At 74.9% G+C, this 4069-nt stretch carries 4 protein-coding genes and 1 pseudogene; 1 reads left to right on the top strand and 4 read right to left on the bottom strand.

Annotated features, from left to right (window positions below):
* The 4 genes from KIK08_RS37690 to KIK08_RS37675 form a co-directional block, all read right to left on the bottom strand.
* Positions 1-1241, bottom strand: a 1241-nt coding sequence (locus tag KIK08_RS37690) for a 2Fe-2S iron-sulfur cluster-binding protein (protein WP_214408099.1), incomplete at its 3' end; no start/stop codon positions are given.
* Complete coding sequence (locus KIK08_RS37685) at positions 1238-1510, bottom strand: sarcosine oxidase subunit delta (protein ID WP_214408098.1); 273 nt, start codon at positions 1508-1510, stop codon at positions 1238-1240. The genes KIK08_RS37690 and KIK08_RS37685, both read right to left, overlap by 4 nt.
* Before the next feature lie 7 nt (positions 1511-1517).
* The gene (locus KIK08_RS37680) at positions 1518-2750 is read right to left on the bottom strand and encodes a sarcosine oxidase subunit beta family protein (RefSeq protein ID WP_214408097.1); all 1233 of its coding nucleotides are present in this window, start codon (positions 2748-2750) and stop codon (positions 1518-1520) included.
* Complete coding sequence (locus KIK08_RS37675) at positions 2747-2944, bottom strand: hypothetical protein (protein WP_214408096.1); 198 nt, start codon at positions 2942-2944, stop codon at positions 2747-2749. The genes KIK08_RS37680 and KIK08_RS37675 overlap by 4 nt, the downstream gene beginning before the upstream one ends.
* A gap of 268 nt (positions 2945-3212) precedes the next feature.
* Between KIK08_RS37675 and KIK08_RS37670 the strand changes: the two are divergent.
* Positions 3213-4069, top strand: a pseudogene (locus tag KIK08_RS37670) (hypothetical protein); the annotation flags it as partial.

The raw sequence follows: 4069 nt of genomic DNA, 5'->3' as shown, positions 1-4069 counted from the left end.
AGGTCGGCCACGCCCGCCGCCGCGCCGGCGACGGCCAGGCCGTCGAGCTCCTCGCCGGGCACGAAGGCCCCGAGCGCGTCGTCGTAGCGCAGCCGGCCCCGGGCCTGGCTGAACAGGTGCACCGCCGGGTTCCAGCCCCCGCTGACCAGCAGCAGGTCGCAGGCGATCTCCTCGACCGCGCCGAGCTGACCGGCCGCGAACGGCGCGACCAGCGCGTGCGTGACCCGCTCGGCGCCGCGGGTGCCGGCGACCACCGATCCCGCCACGACCGGGATCCCGGCCGCCTCGCACTGCGTGACGCGACGCGCCGGCCCCGACGGTCGCGCGTCGACCACGGCCGCGACCCGGGCACCCGCGGCGTGCAGGTCGAGCGCGGCGTCGTAGGCGCTGTCGTCGGTGGTGAAGACGACGGCATCGCGTCCGGCGAGGACGCCGTAGCGGTGCAGGAACGTGCGGGCCGCGCCGGCCAGCATGATCCCGGGCCGGTCGTTGTCGGCGAAGACGACCGGGCGCTCGTGGGCGCCGGTCGCGACGACGACCCGGCGGGCCCGGAGGCGCCACACCCGCTGGCGGGACAGGTGCTTGGGCGCGGCCGCCCCGAGGTGGTCGGTGCGCCGTTCGAGGGCCAGCACGAAGCCGTCGTCGTAGGCGCCGAAGGCGGTGGTCCGCTGCAGGTGCAGGACGTCGGGGTGGGCGGCCAGTTCGGCGACCGCGGCGGCGACCCACTCCGGCGCCGGGGCCCCGTCGAGCAGGTCGGTGCCCGCCAGCAGCGAGCCCCCGGCCTCGGTCTGCTCGTCGACGAGCGCGACGCGGGCCCCGGCCCGGGCGGCGTCGAGCGCGGCGACCAGGCCGGCCGGCCCGGCGCCCACGACGAGCACGTCGACGTGGTGGTGCACGGCGTCGTAGCGGGCCGCGTCGCCGACCTCGGCGAGCCGGCCCTGGCCGGGCAGGCCGTGCGCCACCAGGCCCTCGTGGACCTCGATGGTGGCGGCCAGCAGCATCGGCTCCGGGAACGGCTCCTCGACCTGCACGAGGCCGCCGGAGTCCTCGGCCCAGGCGGCGGTGATGCCGCGGGGACGGCCGAACTGCACGCTGGTGGCCACCTGGTGGTGCCCGGCCGCGAGCAGCGCCGAGGCGAGGGTGTCGCCGGGGTGGGCGGTGAAGGGCTGCCCGTCGAAGGTGAACCCGACGGTTTTGGCGCGGTCGACGCGCCCGCCGGTGGGCGTGCGGAAGGTGCTCATGGCGTCGGGCTCTCGTCGGGGCGGTGCACGCGCTCGAAGCGGTAGGTGGCGGTGTCGCGGACCGCGTTGAACCAGCGCCGGCAGCCCGCGCTGTGGCTCCAGCGCTCGGCGAAGCGGCCCTTGGGGTTGTCGCGGAAGAAGACGTAGTGCGCCCACTGCTCGTCGGTCAGCGCGGCCGGGTCGTCCGGGTAGGCGACGTGGGCCTGGCCGCCGTAGTGGAACTCGACCTCCTCGCGGGGGCCGCACCACGGGCATTCGATGAGTTGCACGGCTCTCCTAGTGGGCGACGGCGGCGGCGCCGTGCTCGTCGACGAGCGCGCCGGTGACGAAGCGGTCGAGCGCGAACGGCGCCACATAGGGGTGCGGCTCGCCCTTGGCGACGGTGTCGGCCAGGCACCAGCCGATGCCCGGGGTGGCCTTGAACCCGCCGGTCCCCCAGCCGCAGTTGATCGTCAGGTTGGCGTACGGGGTGCGCCCGGCGACCGGTGACGCGTCCGGGGTGACGTCGACGATCCCGCCCCAGGTGCGCAGCAGGTGGGCCCGGGCGAACACCGGGAACAGCTCCACCGCCGCGGCCATCTGGCGCTCGATGATGTGGAACGCGCCGCGCTGGCCGTAGCCGTTGTAGGAGTCGACGCCTGCCCCCATGACCAGCTCGCCCTTGTGCGCCTGCGAGACGTAGACGTGCACCGCGTTCGACATGACGATCGTCGGGTGCACCGGCTCCAGCAGCTCGGACACCAGCGCCTGCAGCGGGTGGCTCTGCAGCGGCACCCGGAAGCCGAGCATGTCGGTCAGCACCGAGGTGTGCCCGGCCGCGCACAGCACGACGTGCCCGGCGGCGATGTCGCCGCGGGTGGTGCGCACCCCGGTGACCCGGTCGCCGTCGGTGGTGAACCCGGTGACCTCGCAGTCCTGGACGAGGTCGCCGCCGGCCTGGTCGATGCGGCGGGCGAAGCCCCAGGCGACGTAGTCGTGCTTGGCGATGCCCGCGCGCGGCTGGTAGGTGGCGCCCATGACCGGGTAGCGGATGTCGGTCGAGGTGTTGACGATCGGGCACACCTTGCGCACCTCGTCGGGGCCGATCCACTCGGCGTCGACGCCGTTGAGCTTGTTGGCCTCGACCCGCCGCACGCTCTCGCGGACGTCCTGCAGCGAGTGCGCCAGGTTCAGCACCCCGCGCTGGCTGAACAGGATCGGGTAGCCCAGGTCGTCCTCCAGGCCCTCCCACAGCTTGAGCGCGTGCTCGTAGATCGCCGCGCTCTCGTCCCACAGGTAGTTGGAGCGGATGATGGTGGTGTTGCGGGCCATGTTGCCGCCGGCCAGCCACCCCTTCTCCAGCACCGCGACGTCGGTGATGCCGTGGTTCTTCGCCAGGTAGTGCGCGGTGGCCAGGCCGTGCCCGCCGCCGCCGACGATGACGACGTCGTAGGAGCGCTTGGGCTCGGGGTTGCGCCAGAGGAAGTCGGGGTGCTCGGGCAGGTCGGCGCCCGGGGTGCGCGGGCTCACGAGTCCGCGCCCAGGTCGGGGTGGAGCGGGCGGCGCTCCACCAGCGCGGCGACCCGGCCCCGCGTCGACCGCTGTCGGCGCAGCTCGGCGGCGATCGCGGCGGCCACCTCGGGATCGGCCGCCGCGAGTGGCGACTGCAGGTCCGGACCGGGGACGGCGGGCGCGTCCAGGTCCGGATCGGCGAGCGCGGACATGGCGATCCCCTCTGCCACACAGCATGTCGCTGATTGGTATATCAGTTGTGCGCGAACGTATGTCGCCGCGGCGCCGCAGTCAAGGTATGACGCCCACTACTCCCCCTCCCCGGAACGGTCCCGGAGGCGTCTTCGCAGAGTCACCATGGTCTTCGCAGGGTCCACAGCACCTGCGAAGACCCCACCACCCCTGCGAAGACGACCCCAACCCCCTGCCGTCACCGTTCGGTAAGCCGCCACCTCCCCGATCCTCCCTACCGTCACGGGAGTGCGCCCAGCAAGACTTCTCCAGCCCGACCTCCTCGCCGTCACCACCGCCGCCCTCCTGGTCCTGGCCGCAGCCGTCGTCGGCCGGCTCTCCTACGCCGGCGGCGCCGAGGTCTTCCTCGGCTGGCCCCCGCTGCTCGCCCGATGGCTCCCCCACCTCGGCCCCGGCACCCCCGCCGCCGTCGTCGTGGGCCTGCTCGGCGTCGCGCACGGTCCGGGGCTCGCGGTGCGGATGGCCTGGCGGCCGCTGCTGGGTCTGGCGTACGCGGCGTCGCTGGCCTGGACGGCGTCCCTGGCGCTGGTCGACGGCTGGCGGCGGGGGGTCGTGGAGCGGTTGTCCAGTGCCGACGAGTACCTGAACGACGTCCCGCGGGTGGACGACATCGCGGCGATGCTGCGCACGTTCACCGACTTCGTGGTCACCGCGGACCAGCCGGGCCACTGGACCACCCACGTCGGCGCGCACCCGCCGGGCGCGTTCCTGTTCTACGTCCTGCTCGACCGGGTCGGGTTGGGTGGTGGGGGGCCGGCCGGGGTGGCGACGGTGCTGGTCGGGGCGTCGGCGTGCGTGGCGGTCGCGGTGGCGGTGCGCGCGGTCGGTGGCGAGGGCGTGGCGCGACGGGCGCTGCCGTTCGGGGTGCTGCTGCCGGGGGCGGTGTGGGTCGGGGTGTCCGCGGACGGGATGTTCGCCGCGGTGCTGGCCTGGGGTGTGGCGCTGGTGGCGGTCGGGGCGGCCGGCCGCGGCGGGTGGTGGGCGCCGGCGGCGGGCGGTGCGCTGCTCGGGGTCGCGTTGCACCTGTCCTACGGGCTCGTCCTGGGCGGTCTGGTCGCCGCGGCCGCGGTCGTGGCGACCGGGCG

Origin of the sequence: Pseudonocardia lacus (assembly GCF_018531445.1) — a bacterium.
Classification (GTDB): domain Bacteria; phylum Actinomycetota; class Actinomycetes; order Mycobacteriales; family Pseudonocardiaceae; genus Pseudonocardia; species Pseudonocardia lacus.
This window is presented reverse-complemented; position numbering and strand designations above follow the sequence as displayed.